Below are 17,169 nucleotides of genomic sequence, written 5' to 3'. Positions count from 1 at the left end.
CGTGAGGCAACGAATGCCCCCACGCGCGCATCTTGACGTGAGGCAACAGGCTGACATTGATGTCTTGGAGCCTGGAACGGTCAGCGGCTGCGGCGGAAAATACGGCGGAGTCGACCGCCGCGCTCTTCGGGCCGGGCGACCGGCGGTGGTGGTGGCTCGGCCTTCGGCCGCACCACTGTGGCCGCAGTGTCTGAAACCGGCTTTTCATTGTCAGGATCCGTTTCAGCTTCGGCCCCGTCAGATTCCTCCGCCTCGGCATCGTCGGCTGCTGAATCTTCGGCCTCCGCCGCTACCTCTTCGGCGACTTCCTCGGCCTCTTCGGCACTTTCGACCGTGGACTCGTGAGCCTCGGGTGCGGCCTCCTGCGCCTCGACAGCGTCCTCACCCTCGACAGCACCAACGCCACCGACGGACTCCGGTTCATCGTCGGTGCTCTCTTCGACCTCGGCCGGTTCGGGTGAATCGTCGGTTTCGTCCTCGACGTGTTCTGCGGCCTCAGCCAGCTCCAACGCAAGTTCGTCGGCATCGGCATCTTCGGTGGCTACGTCTGTTCCGACTTCCTCGGACCCATCGTCGTCACCCGACTCCTCGGCTTGTGTCTGGACCGCGTCCTCACCCTCAGCGCCCGCTTCGGTCGAGTCCTCGTCCTCGGCGGCGGACTCATCCTCAGGGAGCTCCGCCTCGGCTTCGGCTGCAGCCTCCAGCTCCGTACCTACGTCCTCGGAGTCTTCGTCGGTTTCGGCCGCGACTTCTGCGGCGACTTCCTCAGCCTCGTCGGCACCCTCGAGGGCGGCCTCATGCGCCTCAGCGGCAGCCTCTTCGGCCTCAACGGCGTCCTCACCCTCGACAGCTCCCACGCCACCGACAGACTCTTCTTCTACGGTCTCGTCTGTTTCGGGTTCGGGCTCGGAGTCTTCGTCGGTTTCGGCCCCGACTTCTGCGGCAACTTCCTCAGCCTCGTCGGCACCCTCGAGGGCGGCCTCATGCGCCTCAGCGGCAGCCTCTTCGGCCTCAACGGCGTCCTCACCCTCGACAGCTCCCACGCCACCGACAGACTCTTCTTCTACGGTCTCGTCTGTTTCGGGTTCGGGCTCGGAGTCTTCGTCGGTTTCGGCCCCGACTTCTGCGGCAACTTCCTCAGCCTCGTCGGCACCCTCGAGGGCGGCCTCATGCGCCTCAGCGGCAGCCTCTTCGGCCTCAACGGCGTCCTCACCCTCGACAGCTCCCACGCCACCGACAGACTCTTCTTCTACGGTCTCGTCTGTTTCGGGTTCGGGCTCGGAGTCTTCGTCGGTTTCGGCCCCGACTTCTGCGGCAACTTCCTCAGCCTCGTCGGCACCCTCGAGGGCGGCCTCATGCGCCTCAGCGGCAGCCTCTTCGGCCTCAACGGCGTCCTCACCCTCGACAGCTCCCACGCCACCGACAGACTCATCCGCATCGTCCTCGGTTTGTTCGGTCTCTGCCGCTACGGCCGCCGCGAGCAGTTTGGCTTCGGCGGCAGTCTCTTCATCGACGGAATCGTCAGGCTCCAGATCCTCAGAATCGACGTCGAAGTGCTCATCCGCGTCGGCCCGAGCGTCTTCGTCTTCGTCCTGCCCGGCCGCCTTGGCCGCCGCAACCACTCCCGAAGTCGCCGCGACAGCGACAAGTTCGTCGGCCACCTCACTGATGAGCGACTCATCGCGCGGCTTACCCTTCAGCGTCGCCGGGTCCTCGCGACCCTTCGGCGCCACCATGAAATACACCACCGCACCGATGAATACGAACGTCGACGTGAACGAGTTGACCCTGATATCGGCGATCAGCGTGGCCTGATCGCTACGCAACAGTTCGATCCAGAAGCGACCCAAGCAGTAGCCCGCGACATACAGCGCGAACAACCGGCCGTGACCGATCCTGAACCGCCGATCGACCCAGATCAACAGCGCGAAAATCAGGACATTCCACACCAATTCGTACAGGAACGTCGGATGGACAACCTCGTACAGCTGGCCTGTCGATACCCCATTGGCCAGGTCCGGGCTGACCACACCGTTGGCGCCCTCGCGCTCGTAGATCTCCAGCCCCCACGGCACCGTCGTCGGCCGGCCGTACAACTCCTGGTTGAAGTAGTTGCCCATTCGGCCGATCGCCTGCGCCAGAATGATTCCCGGCGCAATCGCATCGCCGAATGCAGGCAGAGGAATGCCACGATTCCGGCACGCGATCCACGCTCCAACGCCGCCGAGTGCGACCGCGCCCCAGATTCCCAGGCCGCCGTCCCAGATTCGCAGCGCCCCGAGAATCCCTGGCTTGCCCTCACCGAAATACTTCGACCAGTCGGTGATGACGTGATAGAGCCGACCGCCGATCAGGCCGAACGGCACCGCCCACAGCGCGATGTCGTAGATGACGCCGCGCTCACCGCCCCTGGCTTCCCACCGCCGGTCGCCGATGATCAACGCCGCCACGATCCCGACGATGATGAACAACGCGTACGCACGAATCGGAACCGGACCGATATGCCAAACGCCCTGCGACGGACTCGGAATGTAGGCGAGCACAGTCGTCGTCACGCGGTAACCCTCTGCCGTACGCCCTCGGCGAGCTCAGCGGTCAGTGTCCGCACCGCGTCCTCTCCCTCCTGCAGGGCTGACACCAGCGCCGAACCCACGATCACCCCGTCCGCATATGCACCGATCTCTGCCGCCTGCTCGCGTGACCGCACACCGAGGCCGACGCCGACCGGGATATCCGACACCGCTTTCACGCGGCTGACCAACGCGGGCGCCGCATTGGATACGGCGTCGCGCGCGCCGGTCACACCCATCGTCGATGCGGCATAAACGAATCCGCGTGAAGCCTCAACCGTCGCCGCCAACCGCTCGGGCGTCGACGATGGCGCCACCAGAAAAATGCGGTCCAGGTCGTGGACTTCCGATACCTCGATCCACTCCGACGCCTCATCGGGAATCAGATCGGGCGTGATCATCCCCAGTCCGCCTGCCGCGGCCAGATCGCGCGCAAACGCGTCGACACCCCAGCGCAGCACCACATTCCAGTAGGTCATCACGACGGCCCGACCGCCCGCGTTGCTGATCGCCTCCACCGCCGCCAATGTGTCGCGTACCCGCACACCGCCGCGCAGCGCCACTTCGGTGGCCGCCGCGATCGTCGGCCCGTCCATACCCGGATCCGAATACGCGATGCCCACCTCGACGAGATCGCAGCCGGATTCGACCAGCGCAGTCATCGCCGAGATCGACTTCGGCACATCGGGAAAGCCGGTCGGCAGGTAACCGATCAGCGCCGCGCGGTCTTCCGACCGGCAGGTGTCGAACATAGCGGCCAACCGGCTCACGATTCACCGTCCATCAGACCGAACCATTTCGCCGCCGTCTCGACATCCTTGTCGCCGCGTCCCGACAGGTTGATCAGAATGATCGCGCCGCTACCCAGTTCCTTGCCCAGCTTCAGCGCTCCGGCGACGGCGTGCGCCGACTCGATGGCCGGGATGATTCCCTCGGTGCGGCACAACAGTGCGAACGCATCCATCGCCTCGGTGTCGGTGATCGGCCGATATTCGGCGCGGCCGATGTCCTTCAGGAACGCATGCTCGGGACCCACACCCGGATAGTCCAAACCAGCCGAAATCGAATGGGATTCGATGGTTTGACCATCCTCGTCCTGAAGCAAGTACGAGAACGAACCCTGAAATGCCCCTGGTGTCCCGCCCGCGAATGTCGCTGCGTGACGCCCGGTTTCGACGCCGTCGCCCGCCGCTTCGAAGCCGACCAACCGCGTCCCGGGATCGTCGATGAACGCATGGAAGATTCCGATCGCATTCGACCCGCCACCCACACACGCCGTCACCACATCGGGCAGTCGGCCGGCCTGCGACTGGATCTGCGCGCGCGCCTCGAGCCCGATCACCCGCTGGAAGTCGCGCACCATCGTCGGGAACGGGTGAGGTCCCGCCGCGGTGCCGAAGCAGTAATAGGTGTTGTCGGCGTTCGTGACCCAATCGCGAAAGGCTTCGTTGATCGCATCCTTGAGCGTCTTCGAACCGGCCTCGACGGAAACCACTTCCGCGCCGAGCAGGCGCATCCGCGCGACGTTCAGCGCCTGACGTGCCGTGTCGACGGCACCCATGTAGATGATGCACTCCAGACCCAGCAGTGCACAGGCGGTAGCGGTCGCCACCCCGTGCTGGCCGGCGCCCGTCTCGGCGATCACCCGCGACTTGCCCATCTGCTTGGCCAGCAGCGCCTGACCGAGCACATTGTTGATCTTGTGAGATCCGGTGTGGTTGAGGTCTTCTCGCTTCAGGAACAGTCGCGCCCCACCCGCATGCTCGGAAAGCCTGGTCGCCTCGTAGATCGGCGACGGCCTGCCGGTGTAATGGCGCTGCAGCCGATCCAGTTCATCGAGGAACGCCTGATCGCCACGAGCCTTCTCGTAGGCGGCGGTCACCTCTTCGATCACCGTCATCAGCGCCTCGGGGACGAATCGTCCACCATAGACACCGAAATGGCCGCGCGCATCGGGATCGTGAACTGTGGGTTCGGCCACCGCTGCGCTGGAACGCGGCAACTCCGGCCCGGCGAGGTCGGCCATCAACGAAGCTCTTCGCGCAAGCGGCTCATCGCCGTGTCAGCGTGAGGGTTTCGGGCAGGACGGGTGCGTTCCTGCGGTGACCAGATCGGCAACGGCGCCGCGGGGGTCACCACTGGTGACCAGTCCCTCGCCGACGAGCACGGCATCGGCCCCTGCTCCGGCGTATGCGAGTAGATCGGCAGTGCCGCGAACACCCGACTCGGCGATGCGGATGACCCCGCTCGGCAGGCCAGGCGCGATGCGCGCGAAGCAGTCCCGGTCGACGTTCAGTGTCTTCAAATCGCGTGCGTTGACTCCGATGACTTTCGCACCTGCCTGCAGGGCTCGATCCGCTTCCTCTTCGGTGTGCACCTCGACAAGCGCTGTCATCCCGAGCGATTCGGTGCGGTCGAGCATGGACTCCAGCGCCTGCTGTCCGAGCGCGGCGACGATCAGCAGCAACATGTCGGCGCCGTGGGCGCGCGCCTCGTGAATCTGATACGGGCCGATGATGAAGTCCTTGCGCAGCACCGGGATTGACACCGCTGCGCGCACTGCGTCGAGATCGTCCAGAGAGCCGTTGAACCGGCGCTGTTCGGTCAGCACACTGATGATGCGTGCGCCGCCGTCCTCGTATGCGCGAGCGAGCGCCGCAGGATCCGAGATCGACGCCAGCTCTCCGCGTGACGGGCTGGCGCGCTTCACTTCCGCGATCACGCCGATGCCGGGTTCGCGCAGAGCCGCCAATACGTCCAGCGGAGACGGTGCGGCCTTCGCCGCTTCCTTGATGTCTGCGAGCGGTAGAACAGCCTCGCGAGCTGCGACATCAGCACGAACACCCTCAATGATGGTGTCGAGCACGGTTGCCGAACTCATGGGAGTTGATTCCTCTCGGATGATGCCCACAGATCTCTATCGAAGGGTAACGGGTCGCCGCACCCTCCGGTGTCACCGCCCCTCGCCCGGGTCGGTCGGGTCGCGGCCTTCGTCGAGCGCTTCCCACAGCTGTCGCTCCGACATCGCGTCGTCCGATTTGTCCGCCGGAACAGCCGTACGGCGTGCGTAGCGAGCCACACCCGAGACGTTCCTGGACGCCGAGCGCAGCAGCAGCGCGGCACACACGAGTGTGACGACCGCTGCCATCGCCGTGACCAGCGCACCCCCGTAGTGCCGCTGAGTCCCGACCAGGTCGGCGACTGGCGCATCGGCCAGATCAGACGCCCTGACGCCGACATCACGCACCAGCCACAGGCTGATCGCCAGATACGCCATACCGGCGCTGGCGATCGCCGCCAGTACGGCCAGCGCCCGCAACGGCCAACCCCGCACCGCCAGCGCGGCGACGGCGGTGGCCAGCAGCAGAACGGCCAGCGGCACCAGTGCCGTCGACCACGACCCACCGGACAGCGCGATCGTCCTGGGCTGCCCCAGCCCGTCGAACGACGTCACATCGACCCACGTCATCCGCGACGCCCCCCATAACCCCGCCGCGGCCAGCACCAGCCCGAGCTGCGCGATCCGAATCACGGTTCGGTCAGCGTTTCCGCTGCCGCGATGGCGTTCAGCACCGCGCGGGCCTTGTTCGCCGCCTCCGTGTACTCGTACGGCCCGTTGGAGTCGGCCACAACTCCACCACCGGCCTGCACATACGCCGTGCCTGCGCGCATCAACGCCGTGCGAATCGCGATCGCGAAATCGGCGTTGCCCGCGAAGTCCAGATAGCCAAGCACGCCGCCGTATAGCCCGCGACGGGTCTTCTCGACCTCCTCGATCAGCTCCATGGCACGCACCTTCGGCGCCCCGGACAGCGTGCCTGCCGGGAAGCACGCCGTCACCGCGTCCAACGCGGTCTTGTCGTCGGCCAGCTCGCCATGCACCGTCGACACGATGTGCATGACGTGGCTGTATCGCTCGATGTGGCTGTAGTCCTCGACCCGCACGGTCCCCGGCCGGCAGACCCGACCGAGGTCGTTGCGGCCCAGATCGACCAGCATCAGGTGCTCGGCGCGCTCCTTGTCGTCGTGGAGCAACTCCTTCTCGAGCAGCAGATCCTCTTCCTCGGTCTGCCCGCGCCACCGTGTGCCCGCGATCGGATGCGTCGACGCCCGGCCATCCTTGACCGTCACCAGCGCTTCCGGGCTTGATCCGACGATCGAAAAGTCCAGTCCACCTTCATCGTTGGGCACATTGAGCAGATACATGTACGGGCTCGGGTTGCTCACCCGCAGCATCCGGTACACGTCGAACGGATCGGCGTCGGTATCCATCTCGAACCGCTGTGACGGCACCACCTGGAACGCCTCGCCCGCCTCGATGTCGCCGACGAGTTTCTCGACGATCGCCGTGTATTCCTCCACGGTGCGCTGTGAACGGTGCAGCGGCTCGGGCCTGCTGAACGTCGCGACGGTCGACGGGAGGGGCTCACCGAGGGCCGCGGTCATCACATCGAGCCGGCCGACCGCGTCGTCGTAGGCCCAGTCCACCCGCTCGTCGGTGCCGTTCCAGTTCACCGCGTTGGCTATCAGCGTGATCGTGCCCTCATGGTGGTCGACGGCGGCCACGTCGGTGGCCAGCAGCAGCAACATGTCCGGCAGTCCCAGATCGTCCACCGCAAGCGACGGCAGCTTCTCCAGACGCCGCACCATGTCGTAGGCGAAGAACCCCACGAGACCCGACGAAAGTGGAGGCAGGCCCGTCACCGGTTCGGTCTTCAGCAGCTCCAGCGTCGCGCGCAGGGCCGCGAGCGGGTCACCGCCGGTGGGTGCATCCTTCGGGGTGGTGCCCAGCCAGACGGCCTCGCCGTCACGGACCGTCAGCGCCGACGGCGCACCGGCGCCGATGAACGACCACCGCGACCACGACCGGCCGTTCTCGGCCGACTCGAGCAAGAACGTCCCCGGCCGGTTGGCGGCCAACTTGCGGTACGCCGACAGCGGAGTCTCACTGTCGGCCAGCACCTTGCGGGTCACCGGCACCACCCGATGCTCGGCGGCCAGCGCCCGGAAGTCCTCGCGTGAGGTGGTGAGGGCAAGGTTGGCGGTCGATTGCACTCATCAATTCTCCCAGACGCGTGCCAGCGGCGACGACGACGCAGGGGTCAGCGGGCTGGTCAGCACGACCGGCCCCTGCGCCATGAACCGCGGCGTGCGGCCGCGGTGCTCGTCGGCGGCATGCACCGTGAACGGGTGGACGAGGTACATGTCACCGGGCTCGCCGGTGGCGTGCACGACCGATCGCTCAGCGCTCGCGTCGTCGACCAGCCGACCCATCTCGGCCAAGTCCACCGCATTCGGACCCAGCACTCGCGCCACGTCGCGGTGCGATCCGGCCCGAATACGAGTGGGTGCGTCGTCCGGACCGACCTCCGAAAGCAGGGTGAGCAACAGCACCGTGTGCGGACGGCCGGTCACTGCCCACGACCCGTCGGGTTGCGGCGTATTGGCATCGATGTGCCAGCCGCGGTCGTCGTCGCGCGCTGCAACGGGGAACCGAACGGGGATGTTGCCCAACGCGCCTCGCGGCAACCACCCTCCGACACCGCAGACACTGTCCAGGGCTTGCGCCAGCGCGGGGCTGCGCACCAGCTCACCAAACGGCCCCTGCCCCGTCAGATCCGCCACCCAGCGGACCGGGTCCGACCAGCCGGCGGGATGGTCGGGCGACAATCCCAGCTGCTGCCACAGTGCGGTGCGCGCCGCGTCGGCGGCGCCACGCAGGGCTGCCTGCCCGATCTTCGCGTAGCCATGGGACATGAACTCGTCGACATCCAGCATCGGAGGCACGCTCTCACGGACACGGCAACCCGCGCCAACGATTTTCTGTGGGCGTAGCGTGACGCTCATGAAACGTGGTGACCAGGTTGCAGAGTTCGAATTGCCGGACCAGACAGGCACTGTGCGAAGCCTCACGGAGTTGCTCGCGGGCGGACCGATCGCGCTGTTCTTCTATCCCGCCGCGATGACTCCGGGTTGCACCAAGGAGGCGTGTCACTTCCGCGATCTGGCTTCGGAGTTCGCCGCGGTCGGCGCTAGCCGCGTCGGCATCAGCACCGACGCCGTCGAGAAGCAGGCGAAATTCGCTGACAAGCAGAGCTTCGACTATCCGCTGCTGTCGGACACCGGCGGCGCCGTCGCCGCACAGTTCGGGGTGAAGCGCGGATTGTTGGGCAAGCTGTCGCCGGTCAAGCGGACAACGTTTGTGATCGACACCGATCGCACGGTCCTCGAGGTGATAGCCAGCGAGGTCAACATGGACACCCACGCAGACAAGGCGCTGGAGGTGCTGCGCCAACGTCAGTCCGCGTGACGCCGGTTCTCGAACTCGCCGACGTGACGTTCCGTCGCGACGGCAAGCAGATCATCGACGGCATCTCGCTCACCGTGAACGCCGGCGAGCATTGGGCGTTGCTCGGCCCCAACGGTGCCGGCAAGAGCACGCTGCTGGGATTCTGCGCGGCCGTCATGTTTCCGAGCTCAGGCACCGTGCGCATTCTCGGCGAGCAGATGGGGCGCGTGGACCTCGCCCGGCTGCGGCACTCCATCGGTCACGTCAATCCCCGTCACCGGCTGCAGTATTCGTTGACGGTGCGCGAGGTGGTGCTGACGGGTATCACGGCGACCATCGATCTCCCGATGCGTTGGGCGCCCAGTCCCGACGAACTCGGCCGGGCGGACGCGATGATCGACGCGGTCGGCTTGTCGCACAAGACGACTGATGTATGGCCGACCCTGTCGCAGGGAGAACGGGGTCGCACCCTCATCGCCCGCGCGCTGGTATCCGAACCGCGACTGCTGTTGCTCGACGAGCCCACAACGGGCCTCGATGTCGCCGCGCGAGAACAGCTGTTGAAAACCATCGATTCGCTCGACGAGACGCATCCCGACGTCGCGTCGATACTTGTCACCCACCATCTCGAGGAGCTACCGACAACCACGACGCACGCGTTGCTGATCGCCGAAGGGCGCACCATCGCCGTCGGTCCCGCGCGGACAACGGTGACGACCCACAACGTCAGCGCCGCGTTCGACCATCCGGTGGTCGTCGGCTACGACGAAGGCCGATGGACCGCGCGCGCCAAGGTCACCCGCATCATCGACCGCTGAGCGTCAAAGGCGGGTGCATCGGACATCCGCGTGACTTGGCGACTCGCGCCCGTCCGCGCGGGTGAAGCGAGCGCCGGCGTTGGCCGAATCAGCCCGTCTACTCGTCGAGGTACTTTCGGAGATGCTCGACCATGCTGGCCCGAAACTCCCGCATCGACGACGCTTTGGGCTTCACGCCATCGGCGCCGTGGTACATCCCTTCGACCGTGACCAACTCGCACGGCACTCCGGCGGCTTTCAGCCGCGCCGCATAATCGACGTCTTCATCGTGAAACACGTCGAGGTTCCCCACGCCGACCCAGGCGGGCGCGAGCCCAGACAAATCGACTCTGCGTGCGGGAGCGGCATAGTCGGGTGCATCCGACATGCGCGGAGCGCGACCGAGATAGGCCGTCCAGCCGAACGTGTTCGATTCCGGTGTCCACGCGAAACGTCCCTGCCCCCGATGATCGCCGCGCAATGTGGATCTGTCATCCAGCATCGGATAGACAAGGACCTGCGCCCGCAACGGAATGCCCTCGTCGTGGCAACGCTGTGCAACAGCGGCCGCCAGACCGCCGCCGGCGCTCGCACCGACCACCGCGATCCGGGTCGGATCGATCCCCAATTCGTCGGCGTTGGCGCGCATCCAGTGCAGCGCGGCCATGCAGTCATCCAAACCCGCAGGAAATGGGTGCTCGGGCGCCAGACGGTAGTCCGGCGAAACCGCCACCACCCCGAGGTCATTCACCAGGCGGCCGGTGGCGGCACCCTCGAACTCGGGGGTGCCGACGACATACCCGCCCCCGTGGATCCACAGCACCGCCGGACTGGGCACGGCCCGGTACACCGGCGTGAAGACCAAAGTGCGCACAGTTGGCTCGCCGATGTGGCGCTGCGTGACGGAGACGTCGGCTCCCGGCTTCGTGCGCACCTTGAAAATCAACCGAAAGGTCCGCAACTTCTTCGCGGTCAACGAAGCCGCGACATACGGCAACAGCGGGCTGCGCAGCTCCGGCGCGACTCGGCCCACCGCATCGCGAACCTTGAATCGGCTGCGCCCCGCCGCAACGGCAAGCGTCAATCCGACGACCGCCGCGACCCGCTTCAGAGTCACTCCTCCGGCGCCAAAAGCACGTCAGCATCGAAGCAACTGTGCTCGCCGGTGTGGCATGCAGCGCCGACCTGGTCGACTTCCAGCAGCACCGTGTCACCATCGCAGTCCAGTCGCACCGAGTGCACATACTGGGTGTGTCCCGACGTGGCGCCTTTGACCCACTGTTCACCCCGCGACCGCGAATAGTACGTCGCCTCACGGGTTTCCAATGTTCGCGCCAACGCGTCGTCGTCCATCCACGCGACCATCAGCACCTGGCCGGTACCGCGCTCCTGCACCACCGCGGTGAACAATCCGTTGGCGTCGCGCTTGAGCCGGGCGGCGACGTCGGCGTCTAGTGCGCTCATCTCACGACAATCCCTTCTGCCGCCATCGCCGCCTTCACCTGATTGATCGTCAGCTCGCGGAAATGGAACACGCTCGCAGCCAGCACCGCGTCAGCACCTGCAACGACCGCGGGCGCGAAATGTTCTGGCGCCCCTGCGCCACCGCTGGCGATCACGGGGACATTGACCGCCCCCCGCACCGCCGCGATCATCGGCAGGTCGAACCCGGCCTTGGTGCCGTCGAAGTCCATCGAGTTCAACAGGATCTCACCGACACCGAGTTCGGCTCCCCTGGTGGCCCATTCGACGGCATCGATCCCGGTGCCGCGTCGCCCGCCGTGGGTGGTCACCTCCCAGCCCGACGGCGTCGGCTCCTGGTCCCGTGGCACCGTGCGTGCGTCGACCGAGAGCACGATGCACTGCGAACCGAACTGGCGCGACAACTCGGCCAGGAGTTCTGGTCTGGCGATGGCGGCCGTGTTGACCGCGACCTTGTCGGCACCCGCGCGCAACAACACGTCGACATCGGCCACCGACCGCACGCCACCGCCGACCGTCAGCGGAATGAACACCTGCTCTGCCGTGCGCTTGACGACCTCGAGCATGGTCGCCCGTCCGGCCGACGACGCGGTGACATCCAGGAACGTGAGCTCGTCGGCGCCCTCGGCGTCGTATGCGGCGGCTAGTTCGACGGGATCCCCGGCGTCACGCAGGTTCTCGAAGTTCACGCCCTTGACGACCCGGCCGTCATCGACATCCAGGCAGGGAATGATGCGAACCGCAAGGTCCATTCAGTAATCCTCCGGTGCGCCGACCGATTGCAGCAATTCGAGTAGTTCCCCGTGCACGCCCGGCGCCCCGACCAACGCTGAGCGCGATTCGGTGGTCCAATCGGTCCCGTCCAGGTTCGTGACGATGCCGCCTGCCGCCCGCACCAGCGCGACACCCGCGGCGTGGTCCCACACGTGCGCACCGAAGCTGATGGCACCGCCGAGGATTCCGGACGCGGTGTAGGCGAAGTCGACGCCGGTGGCACCGTGCATCCGCATACGCGAGCACTTGCGGCTGAGGTTCTCGATCACCGCGAGCCGGTAGCGCCCCGGTACCTTGCCCCGCGAATCGACGTTGAACGTGCTCACCCCGACGATGGCTTCGGACAGCTTCACGGGCTGTAGCGCCGGCTGCTCAACACCGTTGCTGCAAAAGGGCTTCCCGATGACACCGGTGAACCGTTCACCCGTGAACGGAACCCATGTCAGACCCGCGACGGGTTCGCCATTTCGCAGCAAGCCGAGCAGGATGGCTGCCATCGGCGACCCGGCCGCATAGTTGAACGTTCCGTCGATCGGATCGAGCACCCAGACCAGCGGCGAATCGACGTCGGCGCCGCCGAACTCCTCGCCGTGCACCTCGATGCCGGTCTCCCGCCGCAGCGCTTCGACGACTTGGCGTTCGATCGCGAGGTCCACTTCGGTGGCGAAGTCGTTGCCCTTCTTCTGGACCGCCGAATCGGCTCGGTGACCTTCGATGAACGGCTTGGCCGCATCGTCGAGGATCTTCGTGGCCACGGCGACCAACCCATCGAGGTCCGCCGTATCCAGGGCCATCTACTGTGCCACCGCCGCGAGCGCCTCGGGAAGCGTGAACCGCCCCGCGTACAGCGCCTTACCGACGATCGCGCCTTCCACGCCGCGGTCGGTCAGGGTTGCGATCGCCCGCAGATCGTCGAGGCTGGACACCCCGCCCGACGCGATCACCGGTGCGTTGGTGCGATCGGTGACTTTGCTCAGCAACTCCAGGTTCGGCCCGTTCAGCGTGCCGTCCTTGGTCACGTCGGTGACGACGAAGCGCGTACATCCTTCGCGGTCAAGGCGTTCCAGCACCTCCCACAGGTCGCCGCCGTCGGTTTCCCACCCGCGGCCCCGCAAGCGGTGGTCGTCACCGGAGATCTTCACGTCGAGCCCGACGGCCACCTTGTCGCCGTGCTGAGCGACGACCTTCGCGCACCACTGCGGATTCTCCAGCGCGGCGGTGCCGAGGTTCACGCGGGCGCACCCGGTGGCCAGGGCCGCCTCCAGCGAGTCGTCGTCGCGGATCCCCCCCGACAGTTCCACCGCGACGTCGAGCCGCCCGACCACCTCGGCGAGCAGTTCACGGTTGTTGCCCCTACCGAACGCGGCGTCGAGGTCGACCAGGTGGATCCACTCCGCGCCGTCACGCTGCCAGGTCATGGCGGCGTCGAGCGCCGAGCCGTACTCGGTCTCGCTGCCCGCCTTTCCCTGCATGAGGCGAACGGCGCGGCCCTCGACCACGTCAACGGCGGGAAGCAGTATCAATCTCACGGCCGACAACCTAGAGCCCCTCAATCCAATTGCCCAAAAGCGAAGCTCCGGCGTCGCCACTCTTCTCCGGGTGGAACTGTGTCGCCGATAGCGGTCCATCCTCGACGGCGGCCAGGAACGGGACGGTGTGGGTGGCCCAGGCCAACTTCGCCTCCGGGCTGCCTTCCCATTGCTGCGCGGCATAGGAGTGCACGAAGTAAAACCGGGTGTCGGGATCAAGACCCTTGAACAGGCGGGTATCCGCAGGCGCGTCCACGACGTTCCAGCCCATGTGCGGGATCACCGGGGCATCCAGCCGGATCACCGCACCGGGCCACTGGCCGCAGCCGGTGCTCTCCACGCCGAACTCGACCCCGCGCGCGAAAAGGATCTGCATCCCGACGCATACTCCGAGCACAGGACGTCCCAGGGCAACCCGTTCGGCGATGATCTTCTCCCCACCGATCTGCCGCAGCCCGGTCATGCAGGCCTCGAATGCGCCGACGCCCGGTACCACCAGACCATCGGCGTTCATCGCTGCGTCGGCATCGGCGGTCACCTCGACGGATGCACCCGTCCGCTCCAGCGCGCGCTGAGCCGATCGAAGGTTTCCGGAGCCGTAGTCGAGGACAACGACTCTCGCTGTCATAGCGTACCTTTCGTCGACGGCACTCCTGTGACACGCGGATCGAACTCGACGGCCTGACGCAGCGCCCGCGCGACAGCCTTGTACTCCGCCTCGGTGATGTGGTGCGGGTCGCGGCCGTACAGCACCCGCACGTGCAGCGCGATGCGCGCGTTCATCGCGATGGTTTCGAACACGTGGCGATTGACAACCGTGTGGTAGGGCGCCTCGGATCCGGCAATGGTGAAGTGCAGCATGTGATCCGGCTCGCCGGTATGCACGCAGTAGGGCCTGCCGGACACGTCAACCGCGGCGTGCGCAAGCGATTCGTCCATCGGAATCCAGGCATCGCCAAAGCGACGGATGCCCTTTTTGTCACCCAACGCCTGCCCGAGCGCCTGGCCGAGCACGATCGCGGTGTCCTCGATGGTGTGGTGGCCTTCGATCTCGACGTCACCCTTCGCGCGCACGGTCAGGTCGAAGCTGGCGTGGCTGCCCAGTGCGGTCAGCATGTGGTCGAAGAACGGCACACCGGTCTCGACGGTGACGTTGCCGGTGCCGTCGAGGTCGAGTTCGACCACGATGTCCGATTCCTTGGTTTTGCGTTCGATCTTCGCGATACGGGACGTGGTCACTGTGCTCCTATGGATACGAGTTCGGTAGCCGCCAGTCGACCGCTGACCTCGAGCAGCGCATCGTTCTCTTCGGCAAGTCCGGTGGTGGCGCGCAGGTAACCGGGAATGCCGACATCCCGGATGAGGACCCCGGCAGCAAGATAACGCTGCCAGGTGGCGGACGCGTCGGCGAATTCACCGAACAACACGAAGTTGGCATCGCTGTCGATAACGCGAAAACCCATGCTGCTCAACGCTTCCGCGACTCGGTTGCGCTCGGCGATCAGCGTGGCCACGCTGCCCAGAGTGTCGTCGGCGTGGCGCAGCGCTGCTCGGGCGGCCGCCTGGGTCACCGCCGACAGGTGGTACGGCAGCCGGACCAGCAGCATGGCATCTATTACCGCGGGGGCGGCGATGAGATAGCCGAGCCGTCCGCCGGCGAACGCGAACGCCTTGCTCATGGTGCGGGTGACGACGAGCCTGCTCGGGTACTCATCGATCAGGTTGACCGCGCTGAGTTCGCTCGAGAACTCGCCGTAGGCCTCGTCGACGATGAGCATTCCGGTGGACATCGCTTCCAGGAGGGACCGCAGGTGCTCCAGCGAAACGCTCTGTCCCGAAGGGTTGTTGGGGCTGGCGAGAAACACGATGTCCGGTGTGTGCTCCTTGATCGCCCCGACAGCGACGTCGACGTCGAGGCTGAAGTCGTCGGCGCGGTTCGCGACGAGCCACTTCGTCTGCGTCCCGTCGGAGATGATCGGGTGCATCGAGTACGACGGGACGAACCCGATGGCGCTACGTCCGGGGCCGCCGAACGCCTGCAGAAGCTGCTGCAGGATCTCGTTGGAACCGTTTGCCGCCCACAGGTTCTCGACATCGAGGGCGACACCGGTCTGCGCACTGAGGTACGCGGCGAGATCTGCCCGCAATGCCACCGCGTCACGATCCGGGTAGCGGTGCAGCTCCCCCGCAACTGCTCGGACCGATTCGGTCACATCGTCAACGAGAGCCTTCGTCGGGGGGTGCGGGTTCTCGTTGGTGTTCAGCCGCACCGGCACCTGCAACTGCGGCGCACCGTACGGCGACTTACCGCGCAGATCTTCGCGCAACGGAAGGTCGTCCAGGGAAACTGATCGACCGGGCGGCTGCGCTTTCACTTCTTCGCGCAAGCGGCTCATCACCTTTCGAACCTCCGCCGGACCGCTTCGCCGTGGGACGGCAGGTTCTCGGCCTCGGCGAGCGTGATGACGTGCCCGGACACGTCCTTGAGCGCGGCCTCGTCGTAGTCGACGACGTGGATGCCGCGCAGGAACGTCTGCACGGACAGTCCGCTGGAGTGCCTGGCGCAGCCGGCGGTGGGCAGCACGTGGTTCGATCCCGCGCAGTAGTCGCCGAGGCTCACCGGCGCGTAGGCACCGACGAATATTGCACCGGCCGAACGGATTCGGCCGGCGACGTTGCGGGCGTCGACGGTCTGGATCTCCAGGTGCTCGGCCGCGTAGGCGTTGACCGTACGTATGCCTGCCTCGAGGTCGTCGACCAAAACGGTCGCAGATTGCTTACCGCTCAGCGCCGCCGTCACCCGCTCGCGGTGGACCGTGGTCTCGAGCTGCTTCGCCAGTTCCTTGTCGGTGGCGTCGGCCAGCTCGGTGCTGGTGGTGACCAGCACGCTGGATGCCATCTCGTCGTGCTCGGCCTGGCTGATCAGGTCGGCGGCCACGTGCACGGGGTCAGCGGTGTGGTCGGCCAGGATCGCGATCTCGGTCGGGCCGGCCTCTGCGTCGATTCCGACCTGGGATCGGCAGATCCGTTTCGCCGCGGTGACCCAGATGTTGCCCGGCCCGGTGACCATATCGACCGGGGCCAGCTCGGTCCCGTCCGTGTCGGTGCCACCGAAGGCCAGCAGCGCGACGGCCTGCGCGCCGCCGACGGCCCACACCTCGTCGACACCCAGCAGCCGCGCGGCCGCCAGGATCGTGGGGTGCGGCAGGCCTTGGAAGGGACCCGACTGTGCCTGTGGCGGGCTGGTGATCACCAACGAATCGACACCCGCCATCTGGGCGGGCACGACGTTCATGACCACGCTGGACGGATAAACGGCGTTGCCGCCGGGGACGTAGAGGCCGACGCGCTCGACCGGCACCCACCGTTCGGTCACGGTGGCGCCGGGGGCGAGCGTCGTCGTGGTGTCGGTACGGCGCTGGTCGGCGTGCACAGCACGGGCGCGGTCGATCGCCACGTCGAGCGCGGCACGGACGTCGGAGGGCAGTTCGTCGAGCGCGCTCTGCAGATGAGCCTCGGGCACCCGAACCTGCGTGGGTCGCACGCCGTCGAACGATTCGCCGAATTCGAGGGCAGCCTCCGCGCCGCGATCGGCCACCGCTGTCACGATGGGCCGAACCTTCGGCAGCACCGCATCGACGTCCACGCCACCGCGCGGCAGGGCCGACCTCAGGCGAGCAGCCGATAGCTCGGTGCCCCGCAGATCGATGCGGGCGAGCAGGACTGAC

At 66.6% G+C, this 17,169-nt stretch carries 18 protein-coding genes; 2 read left to right on the top strand and 16 right to left on the bottom strand.

What is annotated here, in order from left to right:
* Positions 1-80: 80 nt before the first annotated feature.
* From lgt to M1248_RS29875, 7 genes are all read right to left on the bottom strand, one after another.
* Positions 81-2,555 carry a prolipoprotein diacylglyceryl transferase gene (gene lgt / locus M1248_RS29905; RefSeq protein WP_317150574.1) on the bottom strand — a complete coding sequence of 825 codons (2,475 nt, stop codon included), beginning with the start codon at positions 2,553-2,555 and terminating at the stop codon, positions 81-83.
* Positions 2,552-3,322, bottom strand: a complete 771-nt coding sequence (gene trpA, locus M1248_RS29900; protein ID WP_317150577.1) for a tryptophan synthase subunit alpha — start codon at positions 3,320-3,322, stop codon at positions 2,552-2,554. The genes lgt and trpA overlap by 4 nt, the downstream gene beginning before the upstream one ends.
* Before the next feature lie 14 nt (positions 3,323-3,336).
* Entirely contained in the window at positions 3,337-4,596 is a 1,260-nt protein-coding gene (gene trpB / locus M1248_RS29895; RefSeq protein WP_317150573.1) for a tryptophan synthase subunit beta, read from the bottom strand.
* Between the two features lie 36 nt (positions 4,597-4,632).
* Positions 4,633-5,451 carry an indole-3-glycerol phosphate synthase TrpC gene (gene trpC, locus M1248_RS29890; protein WP_163727702.1) on the bottom strand — a complete coding sequence of 273 codons (819 nt, stop codon included), beginning with the start codon at positions 5,449-5,451 and terminating at the stop codon, positions 4,633-4,635.
* Between the two features lie 72 nt (positions 5,452-5,523).
* On the bottom strand, positions 5,524-6,102 hold the full coding sequence (locus M1248_RS29885; RefSeq protein WP_317150572.1) for a TIGR02234 family membrane protein: 579 nt from the start codon (positions 6,100-6,102) through the stop codon (positions 5,524-5,526).
* Positions 6,099-7,625 carry an anthranilate synthase component I gene (locus M1248_RS29880; RefSeq protein ID WP_317150571.1) on the bottom strand — a complete coding sequence of 509 codons (1,527 nt, stop codon included), beginning with the start codon at positions 7,623-7,625 and terminating at the stop codon, positions 6,099-6,101. Before M1248_RS29880 ends, M1248_RS29885 begins: the two co-directional genes overlap by 4 nt.
* A gap of 3 nt (positions 7,626-7,628) precedes the next feature.
* Positions 7,629-8,348, bottom strand: a complete 720-nt coding sequence (locus M1248_RS29875; protein WP_317150570.1) for a phytanoyl-CoA dioxygenase family protein — start codon at positions 8,346-8,348, stop codon at positions 7,629-7,631.
* A gap of 67 nt (positions 8,349-8,415) precedes the next feature.
* Between M1248_RS29875 and M1248_RS29870 the strand changes: the two genes are divergently transcribed.
* Together M1248_RS29870 and M1248_RS29865 are read left to right on the top strand one after the other, a co-directional pair.
* Positions 8,416-8,880: a peroxiredoxin gene (locus tag M1248_RS29870; RefSeq protein ID WP_317150569.1), complete on the top strand. Its 465-nt coding sequence runs from the start codon at positions 8,416-8,418 to the stop codon at positions 8,878-8,880.
* Positions 8,877-9,677 carry an ABC transporter ATP-binding protein gene (locus M1248_RS29865; protein ID WP_317150568.1) on the top strand — a complete coding sequence of 267 codons (801 nt, stop codon included), beginning with the start codon at positions 8,877-8,879 and terminating at the stop codon, positions 9,675-9,677. The genes M1248_RS29870 and M1248_RS29865 overlap by 4 nt, the downstream gene beginning before the upstream one ends.
* 97 nt (positions 9,678-9,774) lie before the next feature.
* Here the strand turns inward: M1248_RS29865 and M1248_RS29860 are convergent, their stop codons facing one another.
* Genes M1248_RS29860 through hisD form a run of 9 tightly spaced genes read right to left on the bottom strand, consistent with a single transcriptional unit; the run spans position 9,775 to position 17,162 of the window.
* Positions 9,775-10,767, bottom strand: a complete 993-nt coding sequence (locus M1248_RS29860) for an alpha/beta hydrolase (protein WP_410506760.1) — start codon at positions 10,765-10,767, stop codon at positions 9,775-9,777.
* Between the two features lie 2 nt (positions 10,768-10,769).
* On the bottom strand, positions 10,770-11,120 hold the full coding sequence (gene hisI, locus M1248_RS29855) for a phosphoribosyl-AMP cyclohydrolase (protein ID WP_163727681.1): 351 nt from the start codon (positions 11,118-11,120) through the stop codon (positions 10,770-10,772).
* Entirely contained in the window at positions 11,117-11,890 is a 774-nt protein-coding gene (hisF, locus tag M1248_RS29850; protein ID WP_163727677.1) for an imidazole glycerol phosphate synthase subunit HisF, read from the bottom strand. The genes hisI and hisF overlap by 4 nt, the downstream gene beginning before the upstream one ends.
* On the bottom strand, positions 11,891-12,706 hold the full coding sequence (locus tag M1248_RS29845) for an inositol monophosphatase (protein WP_317150566.1): 816 nt from the start codon (positions 12,704-12,706) through the stop codon (positions 11,891-11,893). It lies immediately after the preceding gene.
* A complete protein-coding gene (priA, locus tag M1248_RS29840) occupies positions 12,707-13,441 on the bottom strand; it encodes a bifunctional 1-(5-phosphoribosyl)-5-((5-phosphoribosylamino)methylideneamino)imidazole-4-carboxamide isomerase/phosphoribosylanthranilate isomerase PriA (protein ID WP_410506756.1) in 735 nt (244 codons plus the stop codon).
* A 10-nt stretch (positions 13,442-13,451) separates the two neighbouring features.
* Complete coding sequence (gene hisH / locus M1248_RS29835; protein WP_317150565.1) at positions 13,452-14,069, bottom strand: imidazole glycerol phosphate synthase subunit HisH; 618 nt, start codon at positions 14,067-14,069, stop codon at positions 13,452-13,454.
* Positions 14,066-14,695 carry an imidazoleglycerol-phosphate dehydratase HisB gene (gene hisB, locus M1248_RS29830; protein WP_174262221.1) on the bottom strand — a complete coding sequence of 210 codons (630 nt, stop codon included), beginning with the start codon at positions 14,693-14,695 and terminating at the stop codon, positions 14,066-14,068. Before hisB ends, hisH begins: the two co-directional genes overlap by 4 nt.
* On the bottom strand, positions 14,677-15,837 hold the full coding sequence (locus M1248_RS29825) for a histidinol-phosphate transaminase (protein WP_317150564.1): 1,161 nt from the start codon (positions 15,835-15,837) through the stop codon (positions 14,677-14,679). Before M1248_RS29825 ends, hisB begins: the two co-directional genes overlap by 19 nt.
* The gene (hisD, locus tag M1248_RS29820; RefSeq protein ID WP_317150576.1) at positions 15,837-17,162 is read right to left on the bottom strand and encodes a histidinol dehydrogenase; all 1,326 of its coding nucleotides are present in this window, start codon (positions 17,160-17,162) and stop codon (positions 15,837-15,839) included. Before hisD ends, M1248_RS29825 begins: the two co-directional genes overlap by 1 nt.
* Positions 17,163-17,169 lie beyond the last annotated feature (7 nt).

The organism is Mycobacterium sp. 29Ha, from assembly GCF_032883055.1.
Lineage (GTDB): Bacteria > Actinomycetota > Actinomycetes > Mycobacteriales > Mycobacteriaceae > Mycobacterium > Mycobacterium gallinarum.
Note: the sequence above shows the minus strand (reverse complement) of the source record. Positions and strands in the feature narration are given on the sequence as shown.